Below are 16,600 nucleotides of genomic sequence, written 5' to 3'. Positions count from 1 at the left end.
CCAATAATTCTATTATACAAACAAAAAAAGGAATAAACAATGTTATTCCTATAATTCTTGATACATTCTTGTACGTTTCACATCTAAATATTTCCAATATTTTCTTTCCCTACCACCTACAGCTATTACTAAATCATCACTGTATCCAAAAACTCTGGCAATTGTTCCTTTTTTCACTTTAGAAATATGAGTTAATTTTCCATCTAATATTGCATACTTCATAATAGCTACCCCCTTTATCTATCTTTATTATAGATAAATAAAAGAAATATTGTTTTCATAAGTATGAATTAAACACCTAAAAAACGTATTTATAGTATATATACATAAAAAAGAGGTCCTCTATTTAGGACCTCATTTATTCTATTAGAAATCTACTTCTGTATCATAGTAGCAAGCTTTTAATAAAGCAACCATTTCATCATGGTTTGGAATACGTGGGTTTGATCCTGTACATGCATCAGCAATTGCATTATCAGCAATTTCATCAACACGTGCTAAGAAGATATCTTCTGGAACAAATCCAGTTTCAGCTGGCATACCATCTGCACCATATTTATTGATTCCATGAGGAATATTTAATTCATCATTCATACCTCTTAAATATTTAATTAATAAAGCAACTTTTTCATCATCATCTGCTCCACCTAAATGCATGTAATCAGCGATGACACCATAACGTTTTTTAGCTGTTGGATCTTTTGCGTTGAAAGCAATAACTTTTGGTAAATACATTGCATTAGCTGCACCATGAATAATATGTCCACCTTGATCAACGAAAGCAGCACCTGTTTTATGTGCCATTGAGTGAACGATACCTAATAAAGCGTTAGAGAATGATTGACCAGCTAAACATTGAGCATCATGCATTGTATCTCTTGCTGCCATATCTCCATTATATGATTTTACTAAGTTAGCTTGAATTAATTCAATTGCATGAATAGCAAGTGGATCTGTATAATTACAGTTTGCTGTAGAAACATATGCTTCAATAGCATGAGTCATTGCATCCATACCAGTATGAGCAACTAATTTAACTGGCATTGTTTCAGCTAAATCAGGATCAACAATAGCAACATCTGGTGTAATTTCAAAGTCAGCGATAGGATATTTAATTCCTTTATTATAGTCTGTAATAATTGAGAAAGCAGTAACTTCTGTTGCTGTACCACTAGTAGATGGGATAGCACAGAAATGAGCTTTTTTACGTAATTTTGGAATACCAAATACTTTGCACATATCTTCAAATGTGATATCTGGATATTCATATTTAATCCACATAGCTTTTGCTGCATCAATTGGTGAACCTCCACCCATGGCAACAATCCAATCTGGATTAAATTCTTCCATAACAGCTGCACCTTTCATAACAGTTTCAACTGATGGATCTGGTTCAATACCTTCAAATAATTTAACTTCCATTCCAGCTTCTTGTAAATAGTTAACAGCACGATCTAAAAAACCATTACGTTTCATTGATCCTCCACCAACACATACAATAGCTTTTTTTCCTTCTAATGTTTTAAGGGCTTCTAAAGCACCTTTTCCATGATATAAATCTCTAGGTAATGTAAATCTTTGCATAACTTATTCTCCTCTTTTCCTATCTCTAATGATAGCACTTACATTTATTTTTGGTTAGATACTAAAAAGGCATAGTGATATGCCTTTTTTTATATATCAAGTTATTTTTTTCACATTACATGTGCATTTTTTCACTTCACTTGTTCGATTACATTTTTCAAACATTCTATAAAATTTTGATCTTCTTTTGATAAAACATATCCTTTTCGATAAATTAAATAATCAACATATGGTATTTTCTTATCTTTACATGCTTTTAAAACAAAATCATTTTGTTTTAAAAGCTTTTTAGGAATAGGAGCTACCCACATATAAGTTTCAGGAATTTCATTTAAAAGTTCAAATTGAATTCCTCTTTCATAGATATTCATTTGTTTATGATGTTCTTGTTTTCCATCTTGAATATGTATATCTCCGTGTTTTAATTCAATTTGTTTCTTTAAATCTTTAATACTTATTTCTTTATCTTTAAGAGGATTATCTTTTGAAATAAGTATTTGATAATCAAAAGTAAATAGTTTTTCATAAGTCAATTCTTTTAAATTTAAAATATTGAAATAATAATCTTGATCTCTTAAAGGAAAACGTACAATTCCTAAATTATTTTCTCCATCATAAACATTTTGAATCGTATCAAATGAATTCGTTTCTCGATAATTTAGATTCAATTCCTTTTTCATATTATTATCCATTTTTAAATATTCAATAAAAGCTTCTGAGATGTAACTTGAACGAGGAACACAAATATCTAAATTCAATTTATGAGGATCATCCTGATACATATTTTTTAAATAATCTACTTCTTGAACAATTTTTTTAGCCTGTGATAAAAATTCTCTTCCTTTAGTTGTTGGAACAACCCCTTTATTATGTCTTTCAAAGATTTTTATATTAGCTTCTTCTTCTATTTCTTTAATAATTTTAGATAAACGTGGTTGATTAATATAGAGATGCTGTGCTGCTTTAGAAATAGATTCATATTTTTCAACTTCTATTAAATATTTTAAATGTAAAAAATTCATCTTCAAGCTCCTTAAATATAATATAACTATTATATCATTTCTATAAAAAAATTCTATGCAAAACATAGAATTTATAAATAAGTTTCTTTAATATAATCAATTGTTTCTTCTAAATTACTTTTAGATAAATGAACTAACATATCTTTAATCATTGCATCTGTTTCTTGATGAATGACATAATAACCATGTGTCTTATTATAATAATCTAAAGGAGCCGATACATCAAAATTTTCTCCACGGTAAACCATTGTTGCTGCTACTCGATCACAAAACATTTCCACAACATACCTTGTAGGCATTTTGGCAGGAACAACCCCTTCTCTTGAAAAATCAACCCAATATTCCCAATGATGTTTATTTCTTCCTTTATGGTGTAACCAGGCAGTAGAATAACCAATCGTTTCTCTTTCAATTGAATTAGGTGAACGCGTCCCTACCCAATATTTAGCGCCTGTTTTTAGTTCAGTTGGCGAATATTTTGATAAATCATGTAGTAATCCTTGTTTATATAAACCACATTTAAAACAAAGCATTGTCACATAGTATTTATGTTTATTAATTGTTTTCAAATGATTAATCAGTTTCACTTAAATCACCTTCTTGATATCTTGTCGCAAATATATCTTCATCACTTTCAGTTTCTACAATATCCCCTAATTCAGGAAGTTCATCTAAAGAAGCCAGTGAAAAAGCATCCATGAATTCATTCGTTACCCCATATAAAATAGGAAGTCCTGGACTTTCTTCTCTGCCTACTTCTTTAATAAGTGCTTTAGCAATGAGTTTTCTAATCATGCCATCACAACCAACTCCTCTAATATCTTCAACTTTAGCACGAGTAATTGGTTGATTATAAGCAATAATAGCGAGTGTTTCTAAAGCTGCTTGAGAAAGTGTTGTTTTTGATTGTTCTACCATTTTTTGATAATAAGGAAAATATTGAGGATTCGTTGCAAGTTTATATTTACCACCAAAATCAACAACTTGTAGGCCATCAAAGCCTCTTTTTGAATAAGCTTCTATAAAATGATCCATAGCTTCCACAGCTTCTTTTTTAGAAATTTCTAAAATCAGTGATAATTCTTTTATATCAATACCTTCATCACCATTTAGATAAAGGATACCTTCTATAATATTATTATAATCTTCCATTACTCTTTCCCCTCTACATAAATATCATCAAACAATCCTTCTTGGATAATTTCAACTTCTTTATCATTAGCTAAAACTAAAATCGATAAAAATGTCACGATAAAATAATAACGATCTCCTCTATCAAATAATTCATCTAATTTTACCCTTTTATTAACTCTTACTTTAAAATAATTTCTAATTTGATCACTTCTTTGTTCAATGGAAATATCTTTTTTAGAAATATGTGTATCTAATGGTCGTGATAACATTTTTCTTTGATACATTTTTTGCATAGCCTTCATTAAATCATATACTTCTAACCCCTTTGGAATCATTGTTGAAGTATCAATGACATATTCTTCCATATTATTAGAGGGTTTAATCAACATAGATTGTCTTTTTTCATATTTTTCTTGAATCTCGTCTAAAACATCTTTATATCTTTTATATTCAATAAGTCTTCTAATGAGTGCTTCTCTTGGATCTTCTTGATACTCATCTTCAATTTGTACTTTTTCTTTAGGTAAAAGCATTTTACTTTTCATTTCAATAAGCTGTGCAGCCATGACTAAATATTCAGACATCACTTCAAGTTGTGATGATTCCATCATATGTATATATTGTAAATATTGATCTGTAATAACTGATAATTCAAGTGTTTGTAGATCCATCTCTTTTTCTTTAATTAAATGTAACAATAAATCTAAAGGGCCTTGAAAATCATCTAATATAACTTGATATTCCATTGTTTCACCTCTTAGGTATTATAACATAAATTTATATTTTGTATTTATTATGTTGATTATTTCCTATATAATACGCCTGAAAGGGGTTATAAAATGTTTTCATTATCATCAATTATATTAGCTTTTTTTGCAGGAATTTTAGGAACACTAATTGGTGGAACACAAACCTTTATTTGTACAGGTTTTGTCGGTCTCCTTATATTTTTATTAGAACATGTTGGTGTTAATACCACATTTTTAAATGAAGCTTTATCAAATAATTTATTTTTACCATGTATTATCTTTAACGCTGCAGGACTTGCAACTGCCTATGCAGGAACAAAACATGAAATAAGAGGCGTTGAAACTTCTAGATCACTTGCTTTTACCAATGATCCAAAGGTTTTACTCGTAGGTGCTATCGGTGGGGTTTTAGGTTATTTGATTTTTGCTTTTGAAAATTATTTTTCATTTCCGGTAGATACCGGAGCAGTTTCGGTTATTCTTGTAGGAGTTTTAGGAAGAATCTTATTCAATCAAGAAGATACATATAATGAAAAGAATTTAGATTTCTTAGAAAAAGCATCTCCTTCATTTTGGGGATTTCAATTTTTAATTGGTTTAGCTGTATCAACAGTTATGGCTTATTTTGCAAAAGAAACAGGTCTTTATACAATTGGTTTTTCCATTAGTGCTTTAACACTTATCTTTGCTTTAAGTGACCCTGCTTTCCCTGCTACACACCATACAACTCTTGTTGTAGGTTATGCAATGGCACAAACAGGTAATATTTTGATTGCTGTTCTTTTTGGTATCATTGCTCATTTTATTGGATTAATTTTTGGGATGGTGCTCAATACAGATTGTGGTACACATATCGATCCACCAGCTGTTGCTATTGCTACATGTAGTTTAATTATTTTTACTTTATTTTAAAACAGAGGTTCATATTTAACCTCTGTTTTTTGATAAACTATAATCATTTGATTAATTTAATAAAATTTTTATTTCTTAGGTTCTCTAATAATGAATTGGAGTAAATCTTTTCCATTAAAAGGAATTAATGGATAAAGATAGGAAAAGCCAAAAGGTTTTAATGATATTAAATACATATATAAAATAACTTGATAAGCAATAAAGCCTAGCCAACCAAATAATCCCGAAAATAGAATCATAAATATTTTTACATATTTATTGGTTAAAGATAATTCATAATTAGGTGTGGCAAAACCACAAACATCTCCAATAGATACAAATAAAAGAATCTCTCCTGAAAAAAAACCGAGTTCAATCGCAAATTCTCCTAGTAAAATAGCAGCAATCATCCCCATCGTATTTGAAATAGAATTGGGCGTATGAATGGTTGCAATTCTTAAAAGCTCTACTGCCAGTTCAACTAAAATAATTGAAAATAATTTTTTTAGACTGACACTTCCTTGATTTACAATCAACATCCATAAAGGAACCAAATAAATCGAAAGAAATACAGCACTAAAACGAATTAAACGAATAAAAGTACCAATAATAGGTGTTTGTCGATGTTCTTCAACATGTTCTAGAATTTCAAACAAAGTTGTAGGTAACATCATAACAGAACTTGAAGTATCGCATATAATGGCAAGATAACCATGATGAATGTGTGTAGAAACCACATCTGGTCTTTCACTGTATCTTACAAGGGGAAAAGGATTATAACTTTGGTCAAAAATCAATTCTTCCAAAGCACGATCTGTCATAATTAAATCATCATTTTTTATTTCATTAAGTCTTTCTTTAATACTTTTTAACATGGTTTGATCTATTTCACTTTTTAAATAACATAAACAAATATCTAATTTATTTTTTTTACCTACCGTAACTTTTTCCATTACTAAATCTAATGTACGAATACGTCTTCTAATCAAACCTGCACAATTTAATAGATTTTCATTAAATCCATCTTTACTTCCTCTAACCGATTTTTCTGTATCTGGTTCTTCGATTGAACGTGTAGGAAAATGTCTTGTATCTAAAACATAGACTTTACTTTTATCTATATCTTTAACGATTGCACAACCTGTAAGCATCGCATATTCGTAATTTTCTTTATTTAATTCTTCTTTGACATCTCCATTATTTAAACAATCTTTTAAAGTTTTTCCTTTTGCATTTGTAATTCCTTCAACTAAATAAGCAATCAATTCATCAGAACACAAACTAGAAATATAATCAATTTCAATTTTTCGACCATCAAAATCTAAATATCTAACATTTAAATCAAACGAAGGGTTTTTCATGATTTTGGTTTAAAGAAAAGAGCAATAATAAACGCAAATAAAATGGCCGAAGAAATTCCTGCTGCTGTTAAATCAAACATTCCCATTGCTAGACCAAAGACCCCGTATTCTTTTGTCATTGCCATGGCCCCATGCATTAAAGAATGGCCAAAACTCGTAATGGGAAGCATTGCCCCTGCATGAAAAATTTTAATCAATCGATCATAAATATGAAATAAATCTAACAGTGCTCCTAGTACAACAAAACTACATGTAATATGTCCTGGCGTTAATTTAGTATATTCATAAATTAGTTGAGCAACAGCGCACACAAACCCACAAAACAAAAAGGATAAGACGTAATTCATTTGACAACCTCCAATACATAGCCATGACAAACACAAGGAATCGATAATTTTTGATTTGTCATCACCGGATTTAACAAAGCCCCTGTTGCTAGAACAAGCACACGTTGATACTTTCCTTTTAACATCATCTGATAAATATAGCCAAAACTAACAAGTCCATTACAAACAGGACCACTTCCTCCTTGATAGACATTTTGAGTAACATCATAAAGTAAACAACCACAATCATCATACTCGTTATACTTTTGATTTTCTTCTTTTAAAAGATCTTTCATAATTGTTTTTCCATAACGAGAAAGATCTCCGGTTAAAATTAAATCATAATAAGTACCATCTCTCTTTAGATCTTTCATATGTTGTAAATAGGTATCTAAAGCTGCTGGTGCCATGGCACGCCCCATATCATTAGCGTCATATTGATCGAAGTCGATGACTTTTCCTAAAGTAATAGATTCAATTCTTATTTGACTTGGTTTATTTGATAAAAAGACAGCGACACTTCCTGTAGCCGTAAAAGTCATCGTTTCTTTTCTTTGTATACCATATTCTAAAGGATATCTAAATTGTCTTTCTGCTGTGGCATTATGAGAAACTGTACAAGCCATAGCACTATGAATATTATGATTTTCAATCATAATTGAAGCATTTGCTAGAGCAAGTCCAATCGTACTACATGCACTATATAAGCCAATAAAAGGTCGATGTAAATGATTAGCGTAATAATAACACGCTGTAATTTGATTATTTAAGTCTCCTCCAAAATATAAATCAATTTCTTCTTTCTTTACTTTTCCTTTTTTTAAACAAATAAGGATAGCATCTTTCAGCATTTCAATTTCTGCCTGTTCATAACTTGCATGATGATGATAATGATTAGGATAATGTTTATCAAAATAATGTCCTAAAGGCCCTTGATGTTCAACAATTCCTGCTGTTGTCCCAACACTTTGAATATAAACATCTTGAAAAACAAAACTACTACCAGAAATAGGTGATGACATAACGAATTCCTCCTAATACAAATGAAGCAACAATTCCAAAAGTAATCACCGCTCCACCAAGTTTAAAAATATTAGCCCCTATTCCCGTCACGAAACCTTCACTTCTTGCCTCCATTGCACTTGAAGTCATCGCATTTGAAAAACCTGTAATAGGAATAAAAGAACCTGCCCCTGCAAAATCACCTAAACGGTCATAGATTCCTAAACCCGTTAGTATTGCTGCAATTAAAATAAGAGTAATCAACATAATAGGGGTGGCTTCCTTTTCACTAAAAGAAAATAATTCTTTGTAAAGATTTAAAAAAAATTCTCCTATCATACCAATCACTCCACCCACTAAAAAAGCACTTGCTGTATGTTTTAATACTTGCTTTTGTGGTTTATTTTTATCTGCAATTTCATTATATTTTTTTATATTCATAGATTTACCTCCACATTTTTAGGATAGACAAAAACAATGAATATAAACATTTTAATTAAATTATCGATATTCGATATAACTAACAAAATAAAAAGGCAAGACTTAGCTTGCACTTTTATAGTTCATTTGTAAGTGATTGAATATATTCTTTTAAAGGTTCATCTGCTTGACTTCCATGTTCTTTAATAATATTAACAATTGCACTACCAACAATGACACCATCAGCATATTGTTTAAACTCTTTTACTTGTTCTGGTTTATTAATACCAAAACCAATAGCTACTGGTGTATTTGTTACTTGACGAATATGTTCAATAATTTCTTCAAGATTATTAGCAAATGAAGTATTATCTCTTGTCCCTGTAACACCCATTGACGATACAAGATAGATAAATCCTTTTGCTTCTTTTGCAATCATTTCAACACGATCTTTACTTGTTGGGGCAATCATTGAAATTAAAGTAACATCATAATTATAACAAACATCTTTGACTTCTTGGTTTTCTTCATAAGGTAAATCTGGAAGAATAATACCATCAATGCCAACTTCTTGACATTTTTTAAAGAATTCATCATAACCGTAATGGAAAACAACATTTAAATAAGTCATAAAACATAAAGGAATATCACTTTTTTCTCTTACTTTTTTAACCATTTCAAAAACATCATCTGTTGTAACTTTGTTTTTTAAAGCACGTACATTTGCTTCTTGAATGGTTGGTCCTTCAGCAATTGGATCAGAAAAGGGAATACCAATTTCAATCAAACTAGCCCCTGCTTGTTCCATATCTAAAATATAGTCTACTGTTTTATCTATTACAGGATCTCCTGCTGTTAAAAAACCAATGAAGGCTTTTTTATTTTCAAAAACTTTATATATTCTATTCATAGATTTCTTTCCCCCTATATCTTGCAATCGCTGCAACATCCTTATCTCCTCTACCTGAAAGACAGACAATTAAAATATCATCTTTTTTCATAGTTGGTGCTATTTTGATTGCATGTGCAATCGCATGTGCACTTTCAATGGCACAAATAATTCCTTCAGTTTTTGCAATGTATTCAAAAGCATCCACTGCTTCATCATCTGTAACTGGTACATATTGCGCACGTTTTGTATCATGTAAATAAGCATGTTCAGGTCCAATACCTGGGTAATCTAAACCGGCTGAAATAGAATAAACAGGTGCAATTTGACCGTATTTATCTTGACAGAAGTAAGATTTCATTCCATGGAAGACACCTAATGATCCTGTCGCAATTGTTGCTGCTGTTAAAGCTGTATCGACACCTTTACCAGCGGCTTCACAACCAATAAGTTTTACATCTTTATCATTGATAAAATTATAGAACATTCCCATCGCATTACTTCCACCACCAACACAAGCCATCACAGCTGTAGGAAGTTTACCTTCATATTCAAGAATTTGTTCTCTTGCTTCTTTAGAAATCACACTTTGGAAATCTCTCACCATCATTGGAAATGGATGAGGTCCCATCACAGAACCTAAAACATACATCGTATCATCCACACGTTTTGTCCATTCTCTCATTGCTTCATTGACCGCATCTTTTAAAGTCATTGTCCCTGTAGTTACAGGATGTACTTTAGCTCCTAAAAGTTCCATACGATAAACATTTAAAGCTTGACGATCTGTATCTTCTTTTCCCATAAAAATTTCACATTCAAGTCCAAGCAAGGCTGCTGCTGTGGCTGTAGCTACACCATGTTGTCCAGCACCAGTTTCAGCAATAATTCTTGTTTTTCCCATTTTTTTAGCCATTAAAGCTTGTCCTAATACATTGTTGATTTTATGAGAACCTGTATGGTTTAAATCTTCTCTTTTTAAATAGATTTTAGCGCCACCTAAATCTTCTGTCATCTTTTTCGCATAATATAATAAAGATGGTCTACCAGCATATTCTTTTAATAATGTATTAAGTTCATCATTAAATGCTTGATCATTTTTATAAAATTCATAAGCCTCTTCAATTTTATGAATTTCACTCATTAAAGTTTCAGGTATGTACTGTCCCCCATGTATTCCATATCTACCTTTCATTTCTAACTCTCCTTACGATTTCCTTAATTTTTTCCCTATCTTTAAAGCCATCTGTTTCAACACCACTTGAAACATCTAATCCATAAACATTCAGTTTTAAAGCTTCATCAATATTAGAAAGATTGATTCCCCCTGCCAAAAATACAGACTTATTGACTTCTTTCAACATAGACCAATCAAAACTTTCCCCAGTTCCTCCAGAACCATGATCGAAAAGATAATAATCAACGTCATAGTCTACATTGAAAGAATCATCATTTTTAATTTGAATTGCTTTAATAATTGGAACATCTATTTTTTGTTTTAAAATCTTTATATATTCATTTGTTTCTTGACCATGCAATTGTACTAGATCAATAACATCATTTTTAACTAATTTTTCAACAAAAGAAATATCCTCATTTACAAAAACACCTACAACTTGAATCGAAGATAAAAGACCTTTTTTTAATTCTTTTGCCTGATCATAAGTAATCTTTCTTTTTTTTCCCGCAAAAACAAAGCCAACATAATCAGGTTGATATGTATTTACATAATCAACATCTTCGCTTCTTTTTAAACCACAAATTTTAATCTTCTTCATCAATACCTTTTAAAACTTCTAATGTATGTCTTTTATCGTGGCTTTTCATCATAGCTTCACCAATTAAGACAGCATTTACATGATGTTTTTCTAATAATTCAATATCTTTTCTTGTTTTAATACCACTTTCAGAGACAAAGATAACATCATCATCGACCATATCTCTTAATTTTAATGTTGTATTTAAATCAACACTGAAATCTCTTAAATCTCTGTTATTTACACCAATAATTTTAGCGCCTACACGCAACGCTTTTTTTACTTGCATTGAACTGTGTGTTTCAACAATTGCTGACATACCTAAATTATGTGCTAAATTAACACAACGCATTAATGTAATTTCATCTAAAACACCTGCAATTAATAAAATTGCATCTGCTCCTAAGATTTTAGCTTCATAAACCATATATTCATCTACAACAAAATCTTTTCTTAAAACAGGGATTTTCACAATACGTTTGATTTCTCTTAAAAAATCATCATCCCCTTTAAAATAATCAGGTTCAGTTACTACTGAAATAGCATCTGCTCCAATCATTTCATATTCTTTCGCAATTGCTTTAAAATCAAAAGTGGAAACAATTTGTCCTTTTGATGGTGAATGTCTTTTAACTTCTAAAATATAAGACATTCCATCTTTTTCTAAAGCTTTTTTAAAAGGAAAACTTTGGTCAATAGGCATTGCAAAGGCTTTTTCTTTTAATTCATAAATTGAATGACGTTTTTTATTTGTTTCAACACGTTCTTTTGTACTTTCAACAATATCTTCTAAAATCATAATATACGCTCCTATTTGTTTGATTCTTTTATAAACTCTTCTAGTTTTTCATTTGCCTTTCCACTATCAATCAACTTTGCTGCTAAATCAATTCCTGCTTGTAAAGAATCAACTTTACCACCAATATATAAACCTGCCCCCGCATTCATTAAGACAGCTGTTCTAGGTCCACCTTGTTTACCATTTAAAACATCTCGTGTAATTTGAGCGTTTTCTTTTGGAGTTCCTCCAACAAGTTCATCTTTTAAACATCTTTGTAAACCAAATTGTTCAGGTGAAATTGTATATGTTTTAAATTGATTCTCATTAATTTCACAAACAAAAGTTTCATTAGATGCTGAGATTTCATCTAAACCATCTCTTCCATAAACCACCATAGCTCTTTTAACCCCTAAATTACTTAAAACTTGAGCAAGTGGTTCAACTAATGATCCATCATAAACTCCCATTACTTGATAAGTCGCTCCTGCTGGATTCGTAAGTGGTCCTAAAATATTAAAGACTGTACGAATACCTAGTTCTTTTCTTACTGGTGCAACATATTTCATCGCTAAATGATAGTTTTGAGCAAATAAGAAACAAATATTAATATCGTTTAATAATTCCTTACTTCTTTTTTCATTGATTGTAATATCCACTCCAAGAGCTTCTAAACAATCTGCTGCGCCACTTTTTGAACTTGCTGCACGATTTCCATGCTTAGCAACTTTAACACCACCACTAGCAATCACAATAGATGAAGTTGTAGAAATATTGAAAGAATTTGATCCATCTCCTCCAGTTCCTACAATTTCAAGAACATCTTGATTATTCAATAACTTCACACAATGTTCTCTCATTCCTTTAGCACTTGCAGTTATTTCATTAATTGTTTCACCTTTTAATGAAAGTGCTGTTAAATAAGCAGCTTTTTGAATATCAGAAGCTTGATCATCCATGATCTCATTCATACATTCATAAGCTTCTTGATATGTTAAATCTTCTTTTTTTGATAATTTAATAATTGCTTCCCTAATCATTTTGTATCTCCTTTAAAAAATTTTCAACTATTTTTTTACCTTCTTTTGTTAAAATCGACTCCGGATGAAACTGTAACCCATAAACAGGATAGTTTTTATGACTGATTGCCATGATTTCACCATCATCGCTTTCCCCTATAATCTTCAAACATTCTGGTAAATTTTCTTTTTTAGTAGCTAAGCTATGATATCTAGCCACTGCTGTCTTTTCCCCGATTCCCTTAAAAATTGGATTTGTAGTATCTACTTTAATTATTGAAGACTTTCCATGCATGACGCTTTGAGCATAACTTACTGTTCCTCCAAAAGCTTCAACAATTGCTTGATGCCCTAAACAAACTCCCAAAATAGGATATTTCGTATAACATTTTTGAACAACTTCTTCAATAATACCCGCTTCACTCGGTTTCCCTGGACCTGGTGAAATAATAATACATGATGGCTGAAGTTCTTCTATTTCTTCAACTGTCATTTCATCATTTCTTATAACCTTGATATCTTCATCGATTGAACCTATCAATTGATAAAGGTTATAAGCAAAACTATCATAATTATCAATGAGTAGAATCATAATCAATACCTCCATCTGCCATCTTGATTGCTTCAACAACCGCACCTGCTTTATTTAAACATTCTTGATATTCATTTTCAGGAACACTGTCATAAACAATTCCTGCACCACTACAAATAGAAATTTCATTATTTCTTTTATAAACTAAACGAATACCAATACATAGATCCATATTTCCTGTAAAATCTAAATAACCAATCGCTCCTCCATAAATACCTCTTTTATTTTGTTCTAATTGATTAATGATTTGACATGCCCTGATCTTTGGTGCTCCTGATAAAGTACCTGCAGGAAGTAAAGCATCAACTGCATCTAAAGCACCATATTCTTCTTTAATTTCACTGCTAACAACACTTGCTATATGGATAACTTTTGAAAACTTTAAGATATCCATATAAGATACCACATGTACACTATTGAATTTAGAAATTCTTCCTAAATCATTTCTTCCTAAATCAACGAGCATATTATGTTCAGCTAATTCTTTTTCATCTTTTAATAAATCATCTATTAATTGTTGATCTTCTTGATCATCTTTTCCTCTTTTTCTCGTTCCAGCAATTGGAAAAGTTGTTAACTTTGTTTCCTCCAATTTAATTAAAGTTTCTGGAGAAGCTCCAGCTACTTCAATATTATCACTTGCAAAATAGAACATATAAGGTGATGGATTCGTTGTTCTTAAAACACGATAGCTATCAAATAATGAACCTGTTGCTTTTGCATAAAGTCTATTTGATAAAACAACTTGGAAGATCTCACCTTCTTTAATATAATCAATACCTTTTTCAACCATTTGACAATATTCTTCTTTAGAGAGAACTGGTTTAAAATCTTCTAATAATTTTAATGGTTGAACAAGTGTTTTAACATGTTTTCTAATAATATAATCTAATTCATCTAATTCTTTGATTCCTTTTTTATAATTCTTTTGTAAATCATTTGTTCCAATATTAACAATTAAAATCAACTTTTGCTTAAAATGATCAAAACAAATAACTTTATCAAATAACATTAAATCAACATCATTAAAACCATTATCTTTTTGATTTTTAATAATTGAAGGTTCGCTATATTTGAAATAATCAAAACTAAAATAACCAACTAAGCCTCCTGTAAAAGTAGGAAAACCCTCTAATTTTAAACTACGATGTTCATTTAAAACTTTTCTAATATATTCTTTGGGATGTGTCACTTTAAAAATCTTATCATCCACTTTCATCATCTTGTTATAACAAGTAATTTCGCTTTTAGGATCAAATCCTATAAAAGTATATCTTCCCCATTTATTTTTATCTTCATGACTTTCTAACATATAAACATGTTTAGAATATTGTTTTAATTTTCTCATTAATTCTATAGGTGTAATCATATCACTATAGATTTCTTTTTTTATTGGAACTAAATCAGACTGACTAAGATCCATTTCTTCTAACATTTCTAAACTTGGATAATACATATAATTCCCCCTAATAATTAAAAAAACCGTCTTGAAAGTTAAACTTTCAAGGACGGTTGTGTCCGCGGTGCCACCTTGATTCATGATACACTCATGCACTTTACTAGATGCTATCACATCTATGACTACTTACGTAAGCCTTACGTCAAAAAATACTCAGCTAATGCCTTTCCTTTTGCCCTCAGTGGTCCATTTAATAGACTGCGTTCTGTTTGCTTCCACCATCCAAACTCTCTATAAGTGCACGTTCTATTTTTATCTCCACTTCATCGGTTTCACTTATTGTATGTATTATAAATCGGTTTTAAAAATAAAGTCAACATTATTAAATAATGTTTTATTTTTTGTACACTTAGGCATATCCTTTTATTTTACAAAATATGTTTGATATACCAATTCTGCAAACAATGAATTAGCCCATGCAAACCAAAATCTTGTATATTCACTTGGTTCATCCTTATTAAATCCCTCATGACATAATCCTTCATTATTACTTGTTTCTAAAATCAAATTAATCATTTTTTTAGCTTCTTCTTTAGTCCCTGTTAATCCTTGCATTGATAAAGCAATATGCCAAATATAATTTTTAGAAGTATGTGGACTACCGATACCACTTGCACAGGTTCCTTGATAATAATAAGGATTATGATGACTTAAAATAAATGATCGTGTATGTTGATAAAGTGTATCCTCCTTTTTACAATAGCCTAAATAAGGCATAGAAAGTAAAGATGGTACGTTAGCATCATCCATCAAACAATAATTACCGAAGCCATCCGTTTCATAAGCGTATATTTTTCCAAACTGAGGATGTAAATAAATTCCATAACATTGAACTTATTTATTAATAAGTCCAGCAATTAGATCTGATAATTCTTAATCTTGAGCTACAAAAGGTAAATAGTGATTCACTTGAGCTGAAGAATCTCTTAACCACATGGCGGGAATGTCTCCTGTAATGATAAAAGTTTCATCATCATTCATCTTTTTTAAAGTTGTTTCAATTGTTTAAACATTTTTAATAATTGGGGATTGCCTTTTAAAACATAATCTGCCTCTTTTAATACTTTTTCTATTTGTATTGTCCTATTAATTTTCTCCTCTTTTTCTTATTATATAATGAAATAAAAAAAATATATATTTTAAATTATTGGTAAAACATCATCCTTTTCTTTATTCAATCAAATTTTATTTTATAAAATAAAAAAAGACCATTCGGTCTTAACTTCAAGTCTATGTACAAATTTAGAATGTTGTTGTCAAAAAAATATTTAAGGAAGAAAAACCTGTTCATGACTTGTCTACAAAACTTATTATATTTTTTTCTTTTTAAAAATCAATTTTATTGTCATAATTTAAAAAATAAAAGCGATTACATCTCCTAAAATTTAAAAAAAGTAGTTTTTATCGCTATTTTTTAGGATATATAAATAATAAGTATGGTATTTATTTCTACAATTATTTCATATAGAAATAAAAAAAGACCATTCGGTCTTAACTTCAAGTCTATGTACAAATTTAGAATGTTGTTGTCAAAAAAATATTTAAGGAAGAAAAACCTGTTCATGACTTGTCTACGAAACTTATTATATTTTTTTCTTTTTAAAAATCAATTTTATT

General features: G+C 30.1%; 20 protein-coding genes. 1 reads left to right on the top strand and 19 read right to left on the bottom strand.

Features of this window, described 5'->3' with window-relative positions; all coding sequences use genetic code 11:
• Positions 1 to 48: 48 nt before the first annotated feature.
• From LJD34_RS05700 to LJD34_RS05675, 6 genes are all read right to left on the bottom strand, one after another.
• Entirely contained in the window at positions 49 to 222 is a 174-nt protein-coding gene (locus LJD34_RS05700) for a hypothetical protein (protein ID WP_167693747.1), read from the bottom strand.
• Between the two features lie 144 nt (positions 223 to 366).
• Positions 367 to 1,584, bottom strand: a complete 1,218-nt coding sequence (locus tag LJD34_RS05695; protein ID WP_022001846.1) for an iron-containing alcohol dehydrogenase — start codon at positions 1,582 to 1,584, stop codon at positions 367 to 369.
• Positions 1,585 to 1,715: 131 nt separating this feature from the next.
• Positions 1,716 to 2,606, bottom strand: a complete 891-nt coding sequence (locus tag LJD34_RS05690; RefSeq protein WP_227359395.1) for a LysR family transcriptional regulator — start codon at positions 2,604 to 2,606, stop codon at positions 1,716 to 1,718.
• A 71-nt stretch (positions 2,607 to 2,677) separates the two neighbouring features.
• The gene (locus LJD34_RS05685) at positions 2,678 to 3,193 is read right to left on the bottom strand and encodes a DUF5662 family protein (protein ID WP_022001848.1); all 516 of its coding nucleotides are present in this window, start codon (positions 3,191 to 3,193) and stop codon (positions 2,678 to 2,680) included.
• Positions 3,180 to 3,758, bottom strand: a complete 579-nt coding sequence (scpB, locus tag LJD34_RS05680) for an SMC-Scp complex subunit ScpB (RefSeq protein WP_227359394.1) — start codon at positions 3,756 to 3,758, stop codon at positions 3,180 to 3,182. Before scpB ends, LJD34_RS05685 begins: the two co-directional genes overlap by 14 nt.
• The gene (locus tag LJD34_RS05675) at positions 3,758 to 4,486 is read right to left on the bottom strand and encodes a segregation and condensation protein A (protein ID WP_032090610.1); all 729 of its coding nucleotides are present in this window, start codon (positions 4,484 to 4,486) and stop codon (positions 3,758 to 3,760) included. Before LJD34_RS05675 ends, scpB begins: the two co-directional genes overlap by 1 nt.
• 93 nt (positions 4,487 to 4,579) lie before the next feature.
• Between LJD34_RS05675 and LJD34_RS05670 the strand changes: the two genes are divergently transcribed.
• Entirely contained in the window at positions 4,580 to 5,401 is an 822-nt protein-coding gene (locus LJD34_RS05670; protein ID WP_227359393.1) for a hypothetical protein, read from the top strand.
• A gap of 68 nt (positions 5,402 to 5,469) precedes the next feature.
• On the opposite strand, the gene LJD34_RS05665 is transcribed toward LJD34_RS05670, so the two are convergent.
• The 13 genes from LJD34_RS05665 to LJD34_RS05605 form a co-directional block, all read right to left on the bottom strand.
• Positions 5,470 to 6,741, bottom strand: coding sequence for a spore germination protein (locus LJD34_RS05665; protein ID WP_227359392.1), 1,272 nt, complete (start codon positions 6,739 to 6,741; stop codon positions 5,470 to 5,472).
• Positions 6,738 to 7,088: a stage V sporulation protein AE gene (gene spoVAE, locus LJD34_RS05660; RefSeq protein ID WP_032090613.1), complete on the bottom strand. Its 351-nt coding sequence runs from the start codon at positions 7,086 to 7,088 to the stop codon at positions 6,738 to 6,740. The genes LJD34_RS05665 and spoVAE overlap by 4 nt, the downstream gene beginning before the upstream one ends.
• Positions 7,085 to 8,089 (bottom strand): stage V sporulation protein AD, encoded by a 1,005-nt coding sequence (locus LJD34_RS05655; RefSeq protein ID WP_147579459.1) that lies wholly within the window; start codon positions 8,087 to 8,089, stop codon positions 7,085 to 7,087. The genes spoVAE and LJD34_RS05655 overlap by 4 nt, the downstream gene beginning before the upstream one ends.
• Complete coding sequence (gene spoVAC, locus LJD34_RS05650) at positions 8,067 to 8,510, bottom strand: stage V sporulation protein AC (protein WP_032090615.1); 444 nt, start codon at positions 8,508 to 8,510, stop codon at positions 8,067 to 8,069. The genes LJD34_RS05655 and spoVAC overlap by 23 nt, the downstream gene beginning before the upstream one ends.
• 115 nt (positions 8,511 to 8,625) lie before the next feature.
• Positions 8,626 to 9,399, bottom strand: a complete 774-nt coding sequence (trpA, locus tag LJD34_RS05645) for a tryptophan synthase subunit alpha (protein ID WP_227359391.1) — start codon at positions 9,397 to 9,399, stop codon at positions 8,626 to 8,628.
• Positions 9,392 to 10,573, bottom strand: coding sequence for a tryptophan synthase subunit beta (gene trpB, locus LJD34_RS05640; RefSeq protein ID WP_032090617.1), 1,182 nt, complete (start codon positions 10,571 to 10,573; stop codon positions 9,392 to 9,394). The genes trpA and trpB overlap by 8 nt, the downstream gene beginning before the upstream one ends.
• Entirely contained in the window at positions 10,563 to 11,156 is a 594-nt protein-coding gene (locus tag LJD34_RS05635) for a phosphoribosylanthranilate isomerase (RefSeq protein WP_175301621.1), read from the bottom strand. Before LJD34_RS05635 ends, trpB begins: the two co-directional genes overlap by 11 nt.
• Positions 11,143 to 11,934, bottom strand: coding sequence for an indole-3-glycerol phosphate synthase TrpC (gene trpC, locus LJD34_RS05630; protein ID WP_119363772.1), 792 nt, complete (start codon positions 11,932 to 11,934; stop codon positions 11,143 to 11,145). The genes LJD34_RS05635 and trpC overlap by 14 nt, the downstream gene beginning before the upstream one ends.
• A gap of 11 nt (positions 11,935 to 11,945) precedes the next feature.
• Positions 11,946 to 12,953: an anthranilate phosphoribosyltransferase gene (trpD, locus tag LJD34_RS05625; RefSeq protein ID WP_227359390.1), complete on the bottom strand. Its 1,008-nt coding sequence runs from the start codon at positions 12,951 to 12,953 to the stop codon at positions 11,946 to 11,948.
• Entirely contained in the window at positions 12,946 to 13,524 is a 579-nt protein-coding gene (locus LJD34_RS05620) for an anthranilate synthase component II (protein WP_227359389.1), read from the bottom strand. Before LJD34_RS05620 ends, trpD begins: the two co-directional genes overlap by 8 nt.
• Complete coding sequence (locus LJD34_RS05615) at positions 13,508 to 14,980, bottom strand: anthranilate synthase component I family protein (RefSeq protein ID WP_227359388.1); 1,473 nt, start codon at positions 14,978 to 14,980, stop codon at positions 13,508 to 13,510. Before LJD34_RS05615 ends, LJD34_RS05620 begins: the two co-directional genes overlap by 17 nt.
• A gap of 366 nt (positions 14,981 to 15,346) precedes the next feature.
• A complete protein-coding gene (locus LJD34_RS05610) occupies positions 15,347 to 15,802 on the bottom strand; it encodes a glycoside hydrolase family 125 protein (RefSeq protein WP_227359407.1) in 456 nt (151 codons plus the stop codon).
• A 54-nt stretch (positions 15,803 to 15,856) separates the two neighbouring features.
• Positions 15,857 to 15,985: a glycoside hydrolase family 125 protein gene (locus tag LJD34_RS05605; protein WP_317989751.1), complete on the bottom strand. Its 129-nt coding sequence runs from the start codon at positions 15,983 to 15,985 to the stop codon at positions 15,857 to 15,859.
• Positions 15,986 to 16,600: the final 615 nt, after the last annotated feature.

This window comes from Faecalibacillus sp. MSK20_93 (genome assembly GCF_020589945.1).
In the GTDB taxonomy this organism is placed as follows: Bacteria; Bacillota_I; Bacilli_A; order Erysipelotrichales; family Coprobacillaceae; genus Faecalibacillus; species Faecalibacillus intestinalis.
The sequence above is the reverse complement of the archived record's forward strand: the minus strand, read 5'-3'. Positions and strand labels throughout refer to the sequence as shown.

Excerpts from the sequence above, each read along its gene's own strand:
- LJD34_RS05700 (WP_167693747.1), bottom strand. The coding sequence starts at position 222 with ATGAAGTATGCAATATTAGATGGAAAATTAACTCATATTTCTAAAGTG.
- LJD34_RS05695 (WP_022001846.1), bottom strand. The coding sequence starts at position 1,584 with ATGCAAAGATTTACATTACCTAGAGATTTATATCATGGAAAAGGTGCT.
- LJD34_RS05690 (WP_227359395.1), bottom strand. The coding sequence starts at position 2,606 with ATGAATTTTTTACATTTAAAATATTTAATAGAAGTTGAAAAATATGAA.
- scpB (WP_227359394.1), bottom strand. The coding sequence starts at position 3,758 with ATGGAAGATTATAATAATATTATAGAAGGTATCCTTTATCTAAATGGT.
- LJD34_RS05675 (WP_032090610.1), bottom strand. The coding sequence starts at position 4,486 with ATGGAATATCAAGTTATATTAGATGATTTTCAAGGCCCTTTAGATTTA.
- LJD34_RS05670 (WP_227359393.1), top strand. The coding sequence starts at position 4,580 with ATGTTTTCATTATCATCAATTATATTAGCTTTTTTTGCAGGAATTTTA.
- LJD34_RS05665 (WP_227359392.1), bottom strand. The coding sequence starts at position 6,741 with ATGAAAAACCCTTCGTTTGATTTAAATGTTAGATATTTAGATTTTGAT.
- spoVAE (WP_032090613.1), bottom strand. The coding sequence starts at position 7,088 with ATGAATTACGTCTTATCCTTTTTGTTTTGTGGGTTTGTGTGCGCTGTT.
- LJD34_RS05655 (WP_147579459.1), bottom strand. The coding sequence starts at position 8,089 with ATGTCATCACCTATTTCTGGTAGTAGTTTTGTTTTTCAAGATGTTTAT.
- spoVAC (WP_032090615.1), bottom strand. The coding sequence starts at position 8,510 with ATGAATATAAAAAAATATAATGAAATTGCAGATAAAAATAAACCACAA.
- trpA (WP_227359391.1), bottom strand. The coding sequence starts at position 9,399 with ATGAATAGAATATATAAAGTTTTTGAAAATAAAAAAGCCTTCATTGGT.
- trpB (WP_032090617.1), bottom strand. The coding sequence starts at position 10,573 with ATGAAAGGTAGATATGGAATACATGGGGGACAGTACATACCTGAAACT.
- LJD34_RS05635 (WP_175301621.1), bottom strand. The coding sequence starts at position 11,156 with ATGAAGAAGATTAAAATTTGTGGTTTAAAAAGAAGCGAAGATGTTGAT.
- trpC (WP_119363772.1), bottom strand. The coding sequence starts at position 11,934 with ATGATTTTAGAAGATATTGTTGAAAGTACAAAAGAACGTGTTGAAACA.
- trpD (WP_227359390.1), bottom strand. The coding sequence starts at position 12,953 with ATGATTAGGGAAGCAATTATTAAATTATCAAAAAAAGAAGATTTAACA.
- LJD34_RS05620 (WP_227359389.1), bottom strand. The coding sequence starts at position 13,524 with ATGATTCTACTCATTGATAATTATGATAGTTTTGCTTATAACCTTTAT.
- LJD34_RS05615 (WP_227359388.1), bottom strand. The coding sequence starts at position 14,980 with ATGTATTATCCAAGTTTAGAAATGTTAGAAGAAATGGATCTTAGTCAG.